Annotated in this window: 15 protein-coding genes; 8 read left to right on the top strand and 7 right to left on the bottom strand. The window is 42.2% G+C overall.

All coding sequences use genetic code 11. From position 1 onward, the window contains the following. The first annotated feature begins 146 nt into the window (after positions 1 to 146). A complete protein-coding gene (pckA, locus tag WHS63_RS07555) occupies positions 147 to 1,763 on the top strand; it encodes a phosphoenolpyruvate carboxykinase (ATP) (protein ID WP_445204575.1) in 1,617 nt (538 codons plus the stop codon). A gap of 83 nt (positions 1,764 to 1,846) precedes the next feature. Here pckA and WHS63_RS07550 read toward each other — a convergent pair whose 3' ends face one another. Both WHS63_RS07550 and WHS63_RS07545 read right to left on the bottom strand, forming a co-directional pair. Beyond that, on the bottom strand, positions 1,847 to 2,794 hold the full coding sequence (locus WHS63_RS07550) for a phosphoribosylaminoimidazolesuccinocarboxamide synthase (protein ID WP_445204574.1): 948 nt from the start codon (positions 2,792 to 2,794) through the stop codon (positions 1,847 to 1,849). A gap of 19 nt (positions 2,795 to 2,813) precedes the next feature. After that, positions 2,814 to 3,806 (bottom strand): PhoH family protein, encoded by a 993-nt coding sequence (locus WHS63_RS07545; RefSeq protein ID WP_445204573.1) that lies wholly within the window; start codon positions 3,804 to 3,806, stop codon positions 2,814 to 2,816. 174 nt (positions 3,807 to 3,980) lie between these two features. Here WHS63_RS07545 and WHS63_RS07540 point away from each other — a divergent pair, with 174 nt between their 5' ends. The 6 genes from WHS63_RS07540 (at position 3,981) to WHS63_RS07515 (ending at position 12,962) form a co-directional block, all read left to right on the top strand. Next, positions 3,981 to 4,784: an SAM hydrolase/SAM-dependent halogenase family protein gene (locus WHS63_RS07540; RefSeq protein ID WP_445204572.1), complete on the top strand. Its 804-nt coding sequence runs from the start codon at positions 3,981 to 3,983 to the stop codon at positions 4,782 to 4,784. Next, positions 4,784 to 5,578, top strand: coding sequence for a nucleoside triphosphate pyrophosphohydrolase (gene mazG, locus WHS63_RS07535; RefSeq protein WP_445204571.1), 795 nt, complete (start codon positions 4,784 to 4,786; stop codon positions 5,576 to 5,578). The genes WHS63_RS07540 and mazG overlap by 1 nt, the downstream gene beginning before the upstream one ends. 12 nt (positions 5,579 to 5,590) lie before the next feature. Then, positions 5,591 to 6,673, top strand: a complete 1,083-nt coding sequence (locus WHS63_RS07530) for an ABC transporter permease (RefSeq protein WP_445204570.1) — start codon at positions 5,591 to 5,593, stop codon at positions 6,671 to 6,673. A gap of 81 nt (positions 6,674 to 6,754) precedes the next feature. Beyond that, positions 6,755 to 7,510 carry a triose-phosphate isomerase gene (gene tpiA, locus WHS63_RS07525; protein WP_445199121.1) on the top strand — a complete coding sequence of 252 codons (756 nt, stop codon included), beginning with the start codon at positions 6,755 to 6,757 and terminating at the stop codon, positions 7,508 to 7,510. A 1-nt stretch (position 7,511) separates the two neighbouring features. Continuing rightward, entirely contained in the window at positions 7,512 to 8,348 is an 837-nt protein-coding gene (gene prmA / locus WHS63_RS07520) for a 50S ribosomal protein L11 methyltransferase (RefSeq protein WP_445204569.1), read from the top strand. A 24-nt stretch (positions 8,349 to 8,372) separates the two neighbouring features. Beyond that, entirely contained in the window at positions 8,373 to 12,962 is a 4,590-nt protein-coding gene (locus WHS63_RS07515) for a hypothetical protein (RefSeq protein ID WP_445204568.1), read from the top strand. Here WHS63_RS07515 and WHS63_RS07510 read toward each other — a convergent pair. Next, on the bottom strand, positions 12,959 to 13,456 hold the full coding sequence (locus WHS63_RS07510) for a metallophosphoesterase family protein (RefSeq protein WP_445204567.1): 498 nt from the start codon (positions 13,454 to 13,456) through the stop codon (positions 12,959 to 12,961). The two genes, WHS63_RS07515 and WHS63_RS07510, sit on opposite strands and share 4 nt — an antisense overlap. A 280-nt stretch (positions 13,457 to 13,736) precedes the next feature. On the opposite strand from WHS63_RS07510, the gene WHS63_RS07505 reads away from it, so the two are divergent. Further along, the gene (locus WHS63_RS07505; protein ID WP_445204566.1) at positions 13,737 to 14,444 is read left to right on the top strand and encodes a 16S rRNA (uracil(1498)-N(3))-methyltransferase; all 708 of its coding nucleotides are present in this window, start codon (positions 13,737 to 13,739) and stop codon (positions 14,442 to 14,444) included. Positions 14,445 to 14,446: 2 nt separating this feature from the next. Here WHS63_RS07505 and WHS63_RS07500 read toward each other — a convergent pair whose 3' ends face one another. From WHS63_RS07500 to WHS63_RS07485, 4 genes are all read right to left on the bottom strand, one after another. After that, positions 14,447 to 14,668 carry a zinc ribbon domain-containing protein gene (locus WHS63_RS07500; protein ID WP_445203304.1) on the bottom strand — a complete coding sequence of 74 codons (222 nt, stop codon included), beginning with the start codon at positions 14,666 to 14,668 and terminating at the stop codon, positions 14,447 to 14,449. After that, positions 14,649 to 14,849: an Arc family DNA-binding protein gene (locus tag WHS63_RS07495; RefSeq protein WP_445199979.1), complete on the bottom strand. Its 201-nt coding sequence runs from the start codon at positions 14,847 to 14,849 to the stop codon at positions 14,649 to 14,651. The genes WHS63_RS07500 and WHS63_RS07495 overlap by 20 nt, the downstream gene beginning before the upstream one ends. A gap of 6 nt (positions 14,850 to 14,855) precedes the next feature. Then, entirely contained in the window at positions 14,856 to 15,704 is an 849-nt protein-coding gene (locus WHS63_RS07490; RefSeq protein WP_445199980.1) for an SPFH domain-containing protein, read from the bottom strand. A 93-nt stretch (positions 15,705 to 15,797) separates the two neighbouring features. Next, positions 15,798 to 16,004: a hypothetical protein gene (locus tag WHS63_RS07485; RefSeq protein WP_445204565.1), complete on the bottom strand. Its 207-nt coding sequence runs from the start codon at positions 16,002 to 16,004 to the stop codon at positions 15,798 to 15,800. Positions 16,005 to 16,377: the final 373 nt, after the last annotated feature.

Here is a 16,377-nt window from a genome sequence, read left to right as displayed (position 1 = left end):
TTATGGGGATTTAATGGGTGTACGATTATCTACATTATTCCCCTTAAAAGTAACAATATGATACAAAACATGCTGAAAAAATCGTTTGCATAAACTAAAATATTTACATTTGCTTATAATTCTCAATTGTTTATTCTTAAAAAATTGTGGAAATGATTGACTTATCGCAGTACGGTATTAATTCCGTTAGGGAGTTGTACTATAATCCATCGTACGATTTACTTTATGATCATGAAACCGACCCAAATCTTGAGGGTTATGAGCGAGGTATTGTAACCAAACTTGGAGCAGTGAATGTTGACACTGGCATATTTACAGGCCGTTCACCCAAAGATAAGTATGTGGTTCGAGAGCCAAATACCGAAAATGACGTTTGGTGGGCTGAGCCTGGCAAAAAGGGTTCCGATAATAAGCCCATATCACAAGAAGTATGGGAAAAGCTCAAGGAGGTAAGCGTTAAGCAGCTTAATGGCAAAAAGCTATACGTGGTTGATGCTTACGCTGGGGCTAATGAGGATACCCGACTGAGCGTTCGCTTTATCATGGAGGTTGCCTGGCAGGCACATTTTGTTAAAAATATGTTTATTCGACCTTCCGATGAGGAACTCAAAAACTTTAACCCCGACTTTGTTGTGCTTGTTGCATCCAAAACCACCAATCCATACTGGAAGGAACAAAACCTGAACAGCGAGGTATTTGTGGCTTTTCATCTTACTGAGCGAATGGCCCTGATTGGCGGCACATGGTATGGTGGAGAGATGAAAAAGGGTATCTTTTCCGTAATGAACTTTTACCTACCCCTTAAGGGTATTGCATCGATGCATTGCAGCGCCAATGTTGGCAAGGCAGGCGATGTGGCAATTTTCTTTGGGCTGTCAGGCACAGGAAAAACTACCCTTTCGGCTGACCCTAATCGAGCCCTTATAGGCGACGATGAGCATGGCTGGGACGATTCGGGTGTTTTTAACTTTGAGGGAGGTTGCTACGCCAAGTGCATCGACCTAGACCCACAGAAAGAACCCGATATCTTTGCAGCCATCCGGCGCGATGCTCTTCTTGAGAACCTCGATGTGGATGCCGAGGGCAATATCGATTTCCATTCAAAACGTAAAACTGAGAATACGCGAGTATCATACCCAATTTACCATATTAAGAATATTGTTAAACCCATTTCGCGTGCGGGACATGCAAAGAATGTAATATTCCTAACCGCCGATGCGTTTGGTGTTTTACCCCCGGTTTCAAAGCTAACTCCTAACCAAACCCAGTACCACTTTTTAAGTGGCTTTACTGCAAAGCTGGCAGGAACTGAGAGGGGAGTGCTTGAGCCACAGCCAACCTTTAGTAGCTGTTTTGGACAGGCCTTTCTGATGTTACATCCTACAGTTTATGCTCGGGAGCTTGTTAAAAAGATGCAGCAACACAACTCTAAGGCTTACCTTGTAAACACCGGCTGGATTGGTGGAGCTTATGGTGTTGGGCGTAGAATTGATTTGCCCTCAACCCGTGCCATTATCAATGCAATTCTGGATGGTAGCCTCGATAACGCTGAGTTCGACATTCTTCCAATTTTTAACCTTCAAATACCTAAGGCATTGCCTGGTGTCGATTCCAAGCTTTTAAACCCACGTAACCACTGGTCGAATCCTGAGGATTGGGATGCAGCTGCCCGAAATCTTGCCCAAAAATTTATCGAAAACTTTAAGACCTTTACTGATAACGAGTGGGGTCAACGATTGGTTGCTGCTGGGCCTATACTGTAACTGCTCTTCGAGAAAATCAAAACCAAAAATTACTATACAAGAATGGCTACCATTTTGGTAGCCATTCTTATTCTTGTTCAATACTACATGTTTTGTAAGAAAGCCTTAACGTTTTTCTCAATCCTATTCAGAATATCCTCGTCGCTGTGAGCCTTTTGGAACCTGTCGCCAGTAATTTTCTCGTACAGCTCAATGTAGCGGTTTGATACCTGCTCAATAAATTCAGGGGTCATTTCGGGTACGGTTTGCCCCTCCTTACCTTGGAAACCATTGGCCATGAGCCATTCACGAACAAATTCCTTTGAGAGTTGACGTTGCTCCTCGCCTTTCTCAAACCGTTCCTTGTAGCCATCAAGGTAGAAGTACCGCGACGAGTCAGGCGTATGGATTTCATCAATCAGGTATATTTTCCCATCCTTTTTGCCAAACTCATACTTGGTGTCAACCAAAATAAGACCCATTTTCTCAGCAATCTGGGTTCCCCGTTCGAACAGTGCCAGGGTATATTTTTCTAGAAGGTTGTAATCGGCTTCGCTCACTAAGCCTTTCGCAATTATCTCTTCGCGTGAAATGTCCTCATCGTGCCCCTCTTCGGCTTTGGTGGTGGGAGTGATAATAGGTTTCGGGAATTTTTGATGCTCCTTCATGCCTTCGGGTAGGGGAACGCCGCAAAGTGAGCGCTTGCCGGATTTGTACTCACGCCAAGCATGACCTGTCAGATAGCCGCGCACCACCATTTCAACCTTGAAGGGTTCGCAGAAGTGTCCAACTGTTACCATAGGATCGGGCGAGGCTATTTTCCAGTTAGGAACAATATCGGCTGTTGCGTCAAGAAACTTGTTGGCAATCTGGTTGAGGACTTGACCCTTGTATGGTATCCCTTTGGGAAGGATTACATCAAAGGCCGAGATCCTGTCAGTTACTACCATCACAAGAAACTGGTTGTTGATGTTGTACACATCGCGTACTTTCCCATGGTACACTGAAACCTGTCCAGGAAACTTGAAATCGGTGCGGGTGATTGCTTTCATCTTTTTTGTTTTATTTGGTTTAATTATCATCACTTTTCGCATCGGTTTGAATATCGGTTTTACCCTTGGCCTCCTCAAATGCGTTTACTATGTATTTTACCAGCTTATGGCGAATAATGTCGCGGGTATCAAAGTATATTATTGCAATATCTTTTATTCCCTCCAGGAGTTTGATTGCTTTAACCAAGCCTGAGTCATCCTTGTTTGGTAGGTCAATTTGTGTAATATCGCCTGTTACAATGAACTTTGCGTTGCTTCCCATACGGGTAAGAAACATTTTTAGTTGGCTAAGAGTGGTGTTTTGAGCTTCGTCAAGTATTACAAAGGCATTGTCGAGCGTACGGCCGCGCATGTAAGCAAGTGGGGCAATCTGAACAGTACCATCTTCCATAAATTCCTGGAGTTTCTTTGGGGGAATCATATCGTGTAGGGCATCGTAAAGGGGTTGCAGGTATGGGTCAAGCTTTTCTTTCATATCGCCAGGTAAAAAGCCCAAGCGCTCCCCAGCTTCAACGGCTGGGCGGGTCAATATTATGCGTTTTACCTCCTTGTTGCGTAGTGCCCTTACCGCAAGGGCAATGGCTGTATATGTTTTCCCCGATCCAGCCGGACCAATGGCAAAAATCAGGTCGTTACTTTCATACATCTCCACAAGTTTGCGCTGATTTACCGTTCGAGCCTTTACAATTTTACCATGGTTGCCGTAAACCAGCACATCGGTTATGTCCTCTTCCGCCTTTTCAATTGATTCAGGGTTGTTTTGCAGGATATCTTTGATATTGGTTTCACTTAAGTACCCATACTTGATGTGAAAGTCAATCATGGCATGAACTTTCTGATCCAAGTCCTCTATTAGCTGCTCATCGCCAACAGCCTTAATAGTGTTCCCTCTTCCGATGATTTTTAGCTTTGGGTAGTGCTTGGTTATTAAGTCGAAGCGGGTATTGTTAACCCCATATAGCACCAAGGGGTCAATCCCTTCAATAATGATAATTCTCTCGCCTGCTGCCATCAATACCTGTTGGGTTATGTATGCAAAGATAATCTAAAACCAGCCAAATTTTTGTGTTTGTAACCGTAAGATATCAAAAAATACTAACAGCTAAATGGTTAGTAAGTTTAGCAGGCTAAATGCAGAAATTATTAATTTTCTGGTTTACTTTTGTATTGATTTTTGGTTTCTTAAATGGAAGCAAACAATACCCGTTTTGTAACTCTTACCACCGATTGGGGCAACCAGGATTACTACCTTGGGATGCTCTGCGGAAAGCTTTATTCCATTTCGCCCAACTTGAAGGTGGTGGAGTTGAGCCATAAAGTACCTACATATAATTACATGCATGCGGCATTTCTGATAAAGCATTCCTTTAGCCATTTCCCTAAAGGGTCAATTCATATTTGTATGGTGAATAGCGATACCTCGGACAACATGCGCATGCTTTTTTTTGAATACCAGGGCCATTACTTTATTACACCTGATAACGGAACCATTTCGTTAATTGCTGATGTTTTGCCCGAAGTGGTACATGCAATTCCTGTTGATGACACCCGTAGTTTTGGTTCAATGGATTCGGTAACCCTGGCTTTGGAGGCACTACTTTCCGATAATGGCCAAACCGATTTTGCCATTGAAGCATCGGGTATTAAGCGGTTTACGCCAATCCTACCCGTCCCTGAAAACGATGGGATTACAGGAAGCGTTATATATATTGATTCCTACTTTAATGCAATAACCAACATCACTCGCGACGATTTCGAAGCAATTCGGAAGTCCAGAAAGTACTCCATATATGTTCATCGGTTCTCGCATGGAATAAACAAGTTAAGTAATTCATACAAGGATGTTGAAAAGGGCGATTTGCTTGCGCTTTTCAACTCCTTGGGTTTGCTTGAGATAGCAGTCCGCGAAGGGTTTGCCGCTCAAATGTACAACCTCTCAGTTGGCTCAAATATAATGGTTCGTTTTTACGACGATAAAATTTTACGGTGATGAATGAAGGTGATAGAAAACAACTTGCAAGCGAGGCTTTTCAAAGATTAATCGGAATCATGGACGACTTGCGCGCCAAATGTCCCTGGGATAGGGAACAAACATTTGAATCAATCCGCCCATTAACCATTGAGGAAACCTATGAACTTTCCGAGGGAATTCTGGAAAAGGATTACAATCTAATCCGAAAGGAGCTCGGCGATTTGCTGCTGCATATTGTTTTCTACTCGAAAATTGCAGAGGAGGATAACAGGTTTGATATTGTTGATGTTATAAACTCGCTGTGCGACAAGCTTATATATCGTCATCCTCATATTTACGGCAATGTTAAGGTTAACGATGCGAGTCAGGTTGTTGAGAACTGGGAGCAGCTTAAAATTAAGGAGAAGGATGGCAATAAAACTGTTCTTTCAGGGGTTCCAACGGCTTTACCTGCGCTCATAAAAGCCAATCGAATTCAGGAAAAAGTACGTGCCGTTGGGTTCGATTGGGATGAGCGTTCCCAGGTCTGGGATAAGGTTCAGGAAGAACTCAATGAGCTCAGGCATGAGGTTGAGGTAACCAATTCCACCGATGACATTGAGAAAGAATTTGGCGATTTACTTTTCTCCGTGGTGAATGCCGCTAGGCTTTATGGGGTTGACCCCGAAACCGCGCTGGAACGAACAAACCGAAAGTTTATGAAAAGATTCGCCTATCTTGAGCAACAAACCATCCAGATGGGACGCTCGCTTAAGGATATGACCCTTGATGAGATGAACGAGATTTGGGAAGAGGCTAAAAGGTTCGATTAACATTTGAAGTAAATGTTCCTATACCTTGTTCGAAAATTGTTTTACACGTTTCTGGTGATTTTTGGCGTTGCCAGTTTGGTTTTCATTCTTTTCAACCTTATTCCTGGCGATCCCGCTCGCATGGTTCTTGGCCAACGAACCGATTCGCTATCGGTAAAGGCAGCACGTACCGATTTAGGCCTCGACCTACCGGTTTGGAAGCAGTATTTAAAGTATTTAAACGACATTTCGCCGCTATCGGTGCATAATCCAAGTAATAGTAAAAGTTCCATTTACCTCGACACACTTATTTATGGGAAACCCTTAGTGCTTGGGAAAATGGCATCGAATAGGGTATTGGTAGCAAAACAGCCATACCTTCGTCGTTCATACCAAAGTCGACAACCTGTTTCCACAGTTGTTATTTCAACTCTGCCCAATACATTCTATCTTGCGCTGGTAGCAATAGTCTTTGCAACAATTGTTGGAATTGCAATGGGAATAACTGCCGCAGTTTACAAGGATAGTGTTTGGGATAGGTTGCTGCTTGTTAATTCTGCGCTAGGTATGGCTTTGCCATCATTCTTTGCTGCCATACTCATAGGTTGGCTTTTTGCCATAGTGCTTGGCAAGTATACAGGACTAAACCTTACCGGTAATCTTTGGGAGGTTGATGATTTCGGGGAAGGAATTCATCTTAAATGGCAAAACATTATTTTGCCTGCATTAACTCTTGGCTTACGTCCACTTGGCATAATCACCCAGCTAATGCGCAGTTCCTTGCTGGAAACATTAAGCCAGGACTATATCAGAACAGCCAAAGCAAAGGGATTGCCGAATAGGAAGGTGATTTTTAAACATGCTCTCCGTAATTCCCTGAACCCTGTTGTAACATCCATTTCGGGTTGGTTTGCCTCAATGATGGCTGGTGTTGTTTTTGTTGAGTATATCTTTAGCTGGAAAGGACTTGGTTATGTTATGGTAAACGCGCTTAATAGTTACGATGTGCCCCTTGTTATTGGCTGCGTTCTTACGGTTGCTGTAATTTTTAGCATTGTAAACCTATTGGTCGATATACTTTATGGTATTCTTGACCCAAGGGTCAGAATCGGCTGATGTATCGGAATTTTGTTGTAAATTTGATAGCGAAAGGTTAATTAATGCTTGAATGATTATACTTAATTTAAATCGATTGCGATGAGAAGAAAAATTGTTGCTGGGAACTGGAAGATGAATACATTGCCTTCCGAAGGTTTGGCTCTTGCCAAGGATGTTATAGCAAAATCAGCTGAGGTTTCAAGCGGTGTTGAGCTGGTAGTAATCCCACCATTCACTCACCTGAACGAGGTAACAAAACTAGCCAGCGGAACCCGTGTTGCAGTGGGAGCCCAGAATTGTGCACGTTGGCAATCGGGTGCTTACACCGGCGAGGTGTCAGCTGCTATGCTTGGCGCTATGGGAGTTGAGTATGTAATTATCGGACATTCAGAGAGGCGCGAATACTTTGGTGAAACCAATTCCCAGCTTTACGATAAGATTCAGCAAGCCCTTTCAAGTAATCTGATGCCCATTTTTTGCTGTGGCGAAAAACTGGATGAACGCGAAGCCAATCAACATTTTCAGGTTGTTAAGCAACAGGTTGAGGAATCGCTATTTGCGCTCGATGAGCAAAGCATTAAGCAGGTTGTTATTGCTTACGAACCCGTTTGGGCAATTGGCACTGGTAGAACTGCCACTGCCGAACAGGCACAGGAAATGCATGCCTACATCCGTAAACTGCTTGCTGGCAAGTATGGCTCTCAAATTGCTGACTCTATTAGCATCCTTTACGGAGGTAGCTGTAAACCGTCCAATGCCGCTGAAATTTTTGCTAAACCCGATGTTGATGGCGGATTAATTGGGGGCGCCTCATTGGTTGCAGCTGACTTTATTGCTATTGCAAAATCGTTCTAGGATGGGTTACACCGAACTCAAAATAAGGATCAAACCATACACAGCCGAAACAGCTGAAATTCTCATTGCCCAACTTGCCGAGTTGGGCTTTGAGAGCTTCATGGAAAATGAACCCGAATTGCTGGCATACATTAATACTGCAACTCTAAAAAAATTACCGGTCGATTTTATTGGCCTTATTGAGCTGCCTGAGGGTGTTAGAATTGATTATGAGCTGAACAGTATTGCCGACAAGAATTGGAACGAGGTGTGGGAGTCGAATTTTGAGCCAATCATTGTCGATAACCGATGTTTGGTAAAGGCATCGTTCCATACCGATACCCCAAAAACCGATTACGAGATTTTAATCGACCCAAAGATGTCGTTTGGAACGGGTCACCATCAAACCACACACTTGATGATTGAGGCGCTTCTCAACCATCAGGTTGAGGGGCTTACCGTTCTCGACATGGGTTGTGGAACCGGTGTGCTTGCCATTCTTGCCGAAATGCGCGGTGCGCAAAACGTTGTGGCTATCGATAACGATGAATGGGCTTACCGCAACACCCTGGAAAACATTGACAATAATAGCTGCAAACGCATCACTGCCTATTTGGGCGATGCAGAGCTGCTCAAAGGAAGATCATTTGATTTGATACTTGCCAATATCAACCTTAATATCCTTTTAGCCGATATGGCTGCATACGTTAACAGCCTTAATAGTGGTGGAAGTATTTTCATGAGTGGCATTTTAAGGGATGATGTTGAAACGCTCAGGAATGCTGCCGAAAGGTTAGGCCTATCGTTTAGTGAGGTTAATTATAGGGATAATTGGGCTATGGTTGCCTTCCATAAGTAGTTTTTATTATGTATCGGCTTTTATATGGCTAATAAACCTTATGCATATAGAAGAATACTGATAATTGCGCTGCTGCTTACCGCATTTAGCCTTCTGTATGCAGTGTTCATTAGCCAGGACAAGAAGTTTTCCGGCCAGGTACCCCTTTTCCCGGCGGAACTCAATTCGCTTGTAAGCGATAAAGTGAAGGAGCAGGAAGAGGTTTTTTTAAAGGGATTCCCGGCATTTTGGCTTTCCGATACTATCGAAATATCAAAAAAAGAGGCAATTATTGTTACGGCCAATCAGATTCTCGAAGTTTTGCCCGACGATAAGTCTTATATATTAAGCTATGTAAAGCTCATAGCATGTTTTTACCGCAACCAGTATGCAAAAAATCAGTTCGAAACATGGTTCAGCTACTTAAATATGGCATTGGCTGATGGATTTATTAAATCCGATAATCTCCGAACATTGATTCGTTTTTCTGGTTCGCTTATTGATAGTTCGTTTATTTCCATAAATACTTCCCACACATGGAAGGTATTACCTGCAAATTCGTATAACTTCACCTTAAAAAATAATGATTTGCTGGTTAGATTCCAGAATATCAACCTGATTTGCAGGAACAACCGCACCGATAGTATTTTTATAAGAGGAACATCGGGTAATCTGGATATAATTAAGCAGTCGTGGGAGGGGAAAAACGGTAAGGTTACATGGATTCGTTCAAAATTCGACGAATCAAAAATTTTTGTGGCACTCAATAGGTACAGAATTGAGTTAAGGCAAAGTGAATATACAGCCGATTCTGTATTGCTAAATTATCCTGAGTACTTCAAGAAACCTATTCTTGGCAGAATAGTGGATAAGGTTACACCAATATACCAGTCGGGAATAGTTGATTACCCTGAGTTTAACCCCTACCAGAAATGGTTTGAGGTTAAGAATATCTTTAAGGATGTTGACTATTCAGGTAATTTCCGTATTAACGGTTCCAAACTAGTTGGAATTGGCCCCGATGGTAGTTTGGCTAAGGTAACAATTCACCGAAAGGGAAAACCCTTTATGGTGGCCGAGGGGCGAATGGTTTTAATTGAGCAGTCGCACTTAAGCTCGGATAAAGCCAAGGTTGTTTTTTACATTGATAAAGACTCGATTTACCATAACGGTTTATCGTTTGCATACCATAATCCTACAAGAACTGTAATGGTAAATCCAACCGATAAACTAACCACTCAAAGTCCTTTCTACAGCTCGTACCACAAAATCAACCTTTGGTCAAACCATCTAACATGGAATATTGAAAAGGATGAAATTACCTTTGGTAGCAGCTTGGGCGCTTCAATATCAAAGGCTGAGTTTGAGTCGGAGAACTTTTTCAATCAAGACCTGTTCGATAGCATGATGGATGCCAGCGAGTTCCATCCTGTGCTTACCGTTTGGAACTATACTCGTAGGATTAAAAGTAACACTTTTTTGGCATCCGATTTGGCTGTGCATGTGCGCAGGGCTCCCGAGGACGTTAAAATAGCCATGATGCGCTTAGCCAAGTTAGGGTATGTGCTTTACAATTTTGAAACCGACGAGGTTACCATAACCGATAAGCTAAAGTATAATGTAATGGCCCGTTTTGGCCGAACCGATTTTGATGTCATCAGGTTTCAATCCACTACTCCTGGTACACAGCCCAATGCTCGCCTCGATTTAAATAACTTAAATCTTGCCATTGAGGGGGTAAACTATATTTCTGTAAGCGATTCGCAAAACGTATTTATTTCCCCATACAAGAAAAGTATTACCTTCCAGAAAAACAGGAATTTTGAGTTTGGAGGTAGCGTTAGGGCTGGTTTATTTACCTTTTACGGTAAGGCATTCAGGTTTGACTATTCGCAGTTTAAAGTTGAGTTGAATAAAGTTGATTCGCTGATTATTGATTACCAAACCGATTACCGCGATAACTACGGTCGAAGGATATTGCAGGGAGTTGCCAATGCACTCCACATAATCTCAGGCGATATACTTATTGATAAACCCTACAATAAGTCGGGTAGGGAGTACAACCCGCAGTACCCCATATTCAACTGTACCAGCAAGTCATACGTTTACTACGATGCTTCTTATATATACGGGGGAATTTATAAACGTGATTCCTTTTACTTTGAAATTCAGCCTTTTGTTTACCAAAACATGGACAACTTTGAAAAGGCCGACATGAATTTCAAAGGAATTCTGTACTCCGGTAATATTCTCGCCCCCATTGAGGAAACTCTCCGTATACGTCCCGATAACTCCCTTGGTTTTATCACTACTACTCCTTCCGAGGGCATGGCTGTCTATAAAGGTAAGGGGAGGGTTTTCAATAAAATCGACCTGAGCAATCAGGGGCTTTTTGTAAATGGTAGTATTGATTATATTACCTCAACTACACAGTCCGATAAAATGCTTCTTTTCCCCGATTCAATGGTTACGGTGTCAACGGGCTTTTCCATTGCAAAAAGGGAAACTGGCATTGAGTTCCCAAATGTCAAAGGCAATAAACATAGCATCAAATGGCTACCTAAGGCTGATAAAATGTTTATATCCAAAGGTGAAAAACCCTTTGTGATGTACGATAGCTTAGCAACTTTTAGTGGAAACCTTCTGCTTCAACCTTTAGGCCTTACTGGAGCAGGTTTGCTGAATGTTCCAAATGGTAAACTCTCCTCATCGCTATTCGAGTACTCCTCTAATGCGTTAGCCACTAACGAGTCAACGCTAACTATTTATAAAACTAATTCTGATAGCGTTGCCCTTGAAACCACAAAGGTTAAGGCTACTATAAATTTTGCAAACATGCTTGGCGAGTTCAGCCGGGTTGACAAAAGCATTTATGCCTCGCTCGATGCTTTAAGGTATAGCAGCTATCACGATCGTTTTAAGTGGGATCTCAAAGGATACAAGGTTTACTTTGAAACATTAATGGCTCAGGAAGATGTTTTGGCCGGAAAGTTTAGGGTTAGTAACATGATTGACAGGGACAGCATTCCCCGTGGAAATCTGTTTTTCAGTACCAAGCCGGCCGAGGATTCACTTTACTTCTTCGCACCAAAGGCTGTATATAATACTGATAGAATACATTTGGTTGCCGATAGTGTTAAGTATATTGTAACTGCCGATGCCACGGTTTTCCCAAAAAATAAAAGGGTTGAGGTAGATGTTCCCAACCGTATGTATAAGTTCTCAAATGCAAAGGTGAGGGCTAACAATACAACGGCCTACCATGTATTGCATGACGCTGAGATCAAGATTAACGGACGGAAAAGCTACGGTGGTTCAGCATACTACGATTACGTTGATGAACGCGATTCAATCCAAACCATCTACTTTCCAAAGGTTTACTCTGATAACAATATGAATACCTATGCCGAGGGTACCCTAACAGAGCCCGATAGTTTTAGGTTAAGTTCAAACTTTGCTTACATTGGAGGCGTTAGCCTTAGTGCTCCTGAAAAGTTCCTTTTCTTTAAGGGTGGGGCAAAACCAATTTACAACTGCCCCGGAACTATTGGCCAGTGGGTACGATTTGAATCGCAAATCAACCCCAAGCGGGTTTTAATCCCAATTGGTACTGATCCTCGCAACATGAACCTCCATCGCTTAATAAGCGGAACTGCCATTGCCGAGGATTCTTTAAAATTATATGGTGGTCTTTTGCGCAGTCGTAAATTCTGGGAGGATTCATCGCTGGTAACAGCAACCGGATTCATGGAGTTCAACAATAAAAACCGCCGGTTTACCATTGCACCCCTATACAAGTTAGATAATCCCGATTCTTCTGGGAATAGTGTTAGCCTCCAAAAGGACTACTGCTGGGCTTTTGGTGAAGGTAACGTGAGGTTACCCCTAAAGTTAGGCCATGTTACCTCGCAGGTTTACGGTAGTGTAATACATAAACTGGAGAAAAACGAGGCTACAATCGATGCAATTATCAGGTTGAACTTTCATTTCAACCAAAAGGCCCTTGAGGCCATGGCTGCTCAGCTAAGTGGCGCCATTACTCTCGATAAGGTTGATTTAAGCCGTAAGCTTTATCGTAAAATGCTTTACGATTGGCTCACACCTAAGGAGTTGCCCGAGGCATTAAATCAGCTTTCGCTTTTTGGTTCATTCACACAGATGCCCAAAAGCCTGGAGAGTACCATTACACTTTCCGATGTAAAGTTGAGGTGGGATCCTCAGAATAAATCTTTTGTGTCAGTTGGGAAAATTGGAGTGGGTACTATTGGTAATATCCAGGTAAACCGTTTTGTGAATGGGTTCATTGAGTACTACAAGGGACGCTTTAACGATAGGTTAATCCTTTACATCCATATTGGCGACAACGAGTATTACTCGTTCTACTATGCCAATGGGGTAATGTTTGTCAGTGCAACCAATCCTGAATTTTATAACCCTATTGCCTCCCAAAAATCGAGTGAGCGCAGGGTAAAACCATCAAAAGGAATGATGGGCTATAGGTATATGATTGGATCAAAACGTGAACTAAACAGAGCTCAGCTCCGCTACAAGGAGTTAGCCTTTGGTATTAAGTCCGATATTCCGGTTGATTCCGATGACGACAAACCAAATAAGGAAGGCAAAGAAGAAGATTAAAAGCCCCTCTTTTTTTCCCAAATCTCCAGATCAAAAATATTAGAACCATCAATTTTTAGTCTAATCGCTGTTTTTACCTGATGGAAGCCACTGTTTCCAGCCGCACCCGGATTTATGTATAGCATATCCCATTGCTTATCATACTTAACACGCAGTATGTGGCTGTGACCACATACTAAGATGTTTACCTTGTTTCCCTTAAGGATTTCCAGAACTTTTTGATCATAATGTCCTGGTGTACCCGCAATATGGGTAATCAGTATGTTAACATTTTCTGTTGTAAACAGTTGTTTTTCTGGATAAACCAGTCGGGTTTTGTAATCGTCAATGTTGCCATGAACAGCACGCAAGGGTTTAAGCTTTGCCAAATTATCGGCCAGCTCAAGCGATCCAATATCACCTGCATGCCAAATCTCATCGCATGTTTCAAAAAAATCGGTAAGCCCTTTGTCCCAAAATCCGTGTGTATCCGATAGGATGCCAATTGCTTTCATCTTTTATTCTGAAAATCGCCGACTCAAAATTAAAAACTTCGGTCTAAATTGTAAATTTGCATCAACGCTGATTAAATAATCTAGCACTTGTTCTATTTATGTTTTTTATCAATCTGTATACCCTTTGCAGAAGGCAATTTAACTATTAAAGGTTTTATACGATTTTTTGTTATGTTTAACTTGACAAAAACAATTGAGTTCATTAATCTCAAATCTTGAATCTTGAATCTTGAATCTGAAATCTGAAATTTGAAATCTGAAATCTTGAATCTCTAATCCCATGCAGATATTTTATGCCCCACAAATTGAAGGCGATGAGTATAGGTTACCTGAGGATGAGTCCAAACATTGTATTCGGGTGCTAAGGATGCAGCAAGGCGACCAACTTTACCTTACCGATGGTTGCGGAAATCTGCATACAGCAAGGATTGCCGATGAAAACCCCAAGCGATGCTTAGTTCAAATTGTTTCAACTCAGCATGAGTACGGTAAAAGGCCATTCAATCTGCATATCGCCATTGCCCCAACTAAGAACATAGAAAGGTTTGAATGGTTTTTGGAAAAGGCCACCGAGATTGGTGTTGATACCATTACCCCTCTCCTTTGCGAGAGGTCGGAGCGTAAAGATATTAAGGTTGAAAGGTTGCAAAAAATTATGATTTCAGCCATGAAGCAATCGGTAAAGGCCTACCTGCCAATAATTAATAGTATTCAACCGTTAAGGGACTTCGTTAAATATACGCACCAAGCCGATTTAAAAGCAATAGCGCATTGTAATAGCTGGGATTTGACTCCATTTCAGCAGGTTATCCATAGGGGTAGGAGTGTTCTTGTCCTCATTGGCCCCGAAGGCGATTTCACGCCAGCCGAAATAAACCTTGCGCTTAATAGTGGGTTCACGGGTGTAAGCCTAAGCACATCAAGGTTACGAACGGAAACGGCAGGCGTTGTAGCCTGCCATACCGCAAACCTAATCAATGGCGTATAACCTTATCCCACAAATAAGTCGAGCACATTAAGTGCTTTACTCATCGGAACCTGAAAAAATTCCGTGTATTTGCAGCTTACACAGGTAAAGGTTGTAAATTTTCGATTCTGAATGTTAAAAAGTTTAGTGGCAACACTCCCAGCCATAAAAACTTCGCCCATTTCAAAGTCTTTACAGCCACATTTTGGGCATGGTTGCTTGGCTCTAACCTTCTTGGTTTTCATTGCTTTGGTTCCCCTTTTCTTTTAAGGTTGATTTTTTAAGCCTTCCGGCTTTCCTTAGTGCTTGGTCAATAATCCATTCTATTTGCCCATTGGTGCTACGAAATTCGTCTGCCGCCCATTTTTCTAGGGCAGCAAACTTTTCGGGATCGATCCGTAACACAAATGTTTTCTTTTGGCCCATGGTTTATTACTGGTGAAGTGTTCCCGCATTTACAACTGGCCTAGCCGATTCATCGGAGCATAGCACAACCATCAGGTTGCTAACCATTGCTGCTTTCTTCTCCTCGTCAAGGTCAACAATTTGTTTCTGCGATAGCTGGTCAAGCGCCATTTGAACCATTCCTACAGCACCCTCAACAATTTTGCTTCGGGCTGCCACTACTGCCGTTGCTTGCTGGCGGCGAAGCATTGCCCCTGCAATCTCCGATGCGTAAGCTATATAGTTAATTCTGGCCTCAATCACCTGAATGCCCGCTATGTTTAGCCTTTCAATTAGCTCGGTCTCAAGTTTATGGTTAACAACCTCTCCGCCTGCTCGTAGGGTAATTTCTTCCTCCTCGTGTTCAAAGTTGTCGTAGGGGAACATTCCTGCCAGCTTACGGAGTGCAGCATCGCTCTGCACTACCACAAAATGCTCATACTCATCAACCTCAAATGAGGCTTTGTATGTATCCTTTACGCGCCAAACAAGCACCAATCCAATCATTATGGGGTTACCAACTTTGTCGTTAACCTTAATGGGCTCACTGTTAAAGTTGCGTGCCCTAAGCGATATTCGTTTTTTCAGATAGAATGGGTTTGTCCAGAAAAAACCGTTACGCTTTATGGTGCCCATGTACTTCCCAAAAAGTATCAGCACTGCCGATTCGTTTGGGTTTACCACTATAAACCCAGGCATAATCAGCACTATTGGCAAAAAGCCAAGAGCATACCATGGCGATTCTGTTGTAATCAACAGGCTAATGGTTGCTGCAACCAGAATAAACCAAGCCACCAGCATCAGGTAGCCCGATTTGGGATGAAATTCTTTTTCCATAACTGATATTATTAAAGTGATATTAAAATGATATTACAAATATATTACAGAATTATATAAAAGTCAATAAAAAAGGCCGATTTTTTTTCGGCCTTAATCTTTAATTTTTGCTAAAAGTTGATAGAATTGTTTTTCGGGTGCTGGTGGTGTTGCCCTTTCGAGTTTTCCAACGTAATCAGTAAAATACCTTTCAATGTTACTTTGCTCCTGTACATTAAATCCTTCAACGTCTTTTCGGGATGAACGGTTCCTGGATTTACTATCAACATTATTATTTTTCACTGCGTAGATATTTACCATAGGCAAATTGGTTGAATGGTTTCAACATCAAAACGTATATATATATAAGGTATTGTATTAAATCGGGAAAAAATTATGCAAAATGATTCAATGTCGTTTAGCTAACGAAACAGACCCTCCTTTTGTCATCCTAAGCGTAGCGAAGGATCAATTCAATAGTGTGCAGTGTACAGTGTGCAGTTTAGGAGGGGTAGTGTTTAGTGTTTTCACCATCAACTAACAACTTTCAACTGTCAACTCCACTTGTCATCCTGAGCGGCCTGTCCCGCCCTAGCGGGGAGCGAAGGATCTCTGACCCGCCAAATGAGATGTTTTGCTAACACTCAACAAGGCAATAGTTCCACGAGCAACGAACAACCTTTCCAGTCCCATA

Origin of the sequence: Tenuifilum sp. (genome assembly GCF_037481895.1) — a bacterium.
Lineage (GTDB): Bacteria > Bacteroidota > Bacteroidia > Bacteroidales > Tenuifilaceae > Tenuifilum > Tenuifilum osseticum.
The sequence above is the reverse complement of the archived record's forward strand: the minus strand, read 5'-3'. Positions and strand labels throughout refer to the sequence as shown.